Origin of the sequence: Alysiella crassa DSM 2578 (assembly GCF_000745955.1) — a bacterium.
GTDB lineage: Bacteria > Pseudomonadota > Gammaproteobacteria > Burkholderiales > Neisseriaceae > Simonsiella > Simonsiella crassa.
This window is the reverse complement of record NZ_JQKH01000148.1, coordinates 1-1,874: the sequence shown is the minus strand read 5'-3', so window position 1 is coordinate 1,874 and position 1,874 is coordinate 1. Positions and strand designations below refer to the sequence as shown.

Annotated in this window: 2 protein-coding genes; one reads left to right on the top strand and one right to left on the bottom strand. The window is 49.8% G+C overall.

What is annotated here, in order from left to right; all coding sequences use genetic code 11:
- Window positions 1–143: 143 nt before the first annotated feature.
- Window positions 144–941: an inositol monophosphatase family protein gene (locus Q338_RS12435; protein WP_034296047.1), complete on the bottom strand. Its 798-nt coding sequence runs from the start codon at window positions 939–941 to the stop codon at window positions 144–146.
- Window positions 942–1,046: 105 nt separating this feature from the next.
- On the opposite strand from Q338_RS12435, the gene Q338_RS12430 reads away from it, so the two are divergent.
- Window positions 1,047–1,766, top strand: a complete 720-nt coding sequence (locus tag Q338_RS12430) for a 16S rRNA (uracil(1498)-N(3))-methyltransferase (protein ID WP_034296045.1) — start codon at window positions 1,047–1,049, stop codon at window positions 1,764–1,766.
- Window positions 1,767–1,874: the final 108 nt, after the last annotated feature.

Sequence of the window (1,874 nt, the reverse complement as noted above, 5' to 3'; positions counted from 1 at the left end):
TCAGTACACGACAACTACATGTAGGGTGCGTATTACGCACCGAAATTTCAATTATTTGAATGATTTGGTGCGTGGTACGCACCCTACATTTTGGGTCTTGGTAAAAATTGTCATGTACTGAAAGGCTGCCTGAAATTTAAAATCTAGCGATTACGCGCAATCCAAGCCGCCCACGCGTGAAACAAATCCACATCAATTGCGCCAACCACCGAGCGTTGAAACGTGTGTTTGCCGCTCCAAAAATCATCGCCCTCCAGCGTGGCAAGTTGCCCACCTGCTTCGGTGAAAATCAACACGCCTGCGGCATAATCCCACAGCATTTGTCCGCCATGCACATACACATCATACCGCCCCGCCGCCAAATAACACCAGTCCAACGCGCTACTGCCCATGCTGCGTATGCTGCGGACTGGAGAAAGCGTATTGATTCGGCTAGACAAATTCCCTAAACGCAGCCGTTTCACTTCCACACCAGCCACCGCGTCGCCCAATTTTTTGGACGATACGCGCAAGGGCAAAGCAACACCATTCAGGTGCGAACCTTTGCCGCGTTGTGCTGAAAACAATTCTTGCGTAACAGGATTGTAAATCACGCCCATCTGTGGCAAACCATGCTGCACAAAAGCAACCGAAACCGCAAAATGTGGCAAACCATTGGCGAAATTGGTCGTGCCGTCTATTGGGTCGAGTACCCACAATCCTGATTCGGCATGGTTTTGCCACAATTGGCGTTGGGTGGCGGTGGGCATTTCTTCGCCCAACACGGGCGCGGCAATGAGTTCAGGCAGCCTGTCGCTGAACGCCGCTTGCGCGGCTAAATCGGCGGCGGACAGCAGGCTGCCATCGCTTTTGCGCGTGGTGTGGGTGTTGAGAAAATGCGGCATGATTTCGCTTTGGGCGATGTGTTTGACCGTTTGTATTAAATTTTCAAGGGGATACATTGTTTGGGCGTTTGGCATAATTTTGTTAGAATGACGGACTGATTTTCAGGCAGCCTGAAAACCAAATTGCCAACATACTAACCATTTTTTTGAGTATCAACAACCATGTCTCGTTTCTATTTTCCAACTGATTTGTCGCCCGAATGTGAATACGAATTGCCCGATAATATTGTTCGCCATATCCATGTTTTGCGTTTGCGCTTGGGCGACACGATTACGCTGTTTAATGGCGATGGCGCGGCGTATCCAGCGCAATTGGTGGCGTTGGAAAAACGCCGTGCGGTGGGCAAAATTCTGTTCAGGCAGCCTGAAAATGTGGAAAGCCCTTTGCAAATCAAATTGGTACAAGCCATTTCTAGCGGCGAGCGCATGGATTTTACCATTCAAAAATCGGTGGAGTTGGGCGTGGCGCAGATTCAACCCGTCAGCAGCACGCGCAGCATAGTGAAATTAAACGGCGAGCGAGCGGATAAACGCGTGGCGCGTTGGCAAGAAATCGCCATTTCCGCGTGTGAACAATGTGGGCGAAACACCGTTCCTGAAATCTTACCCATTGTTTCATTTGAACAATATTTGCGTGAAAAATCAGATGAATTGCATATTTTGATGAGTTTGCGCCAAGCCAAAAGTTTGCGCGATTTGCCGCCGCCCACCCGTTTGACCCTGATGATAGGCGCGGAAGGTGGCTGGACGGAAGCGGAAGAAAATGCGGCGTTTGCGGCAGGTTGCACGGCGGTTACTTTGGGCAAACGCGTTTTGCGTACGGAAACGGCGAGTTTGGCGGCATTGGCGGCTATGCAGACTTTGTGGGGCGATTTTGTGTGAGTTTCAGGCTGCCTTCAGTACACGACAAAATTCATCTAGGGTGCGTATTACGCACCGAAATTTCAATGATTTGAATGATTTGGTGCGTGGTATATACCCTACATTTTG

Bases quoted from the DNA above. Each gene is read 5' to 3' on its own strand.
- Q338_RS12435 (WP_034296047.1), bottom strand. From the start codon at position 941: ATGTATCCCCTTGAAAATTTAATACAAACGGTCAAACACATCGCCCAA.
- Q338_RS12430 (WP_034296045.1), top strand. From the start codon at position 1,047: ATGTCTCGTTTCTATTTTCCAACTGATTTGTCGCCCGAATGTGAATAC.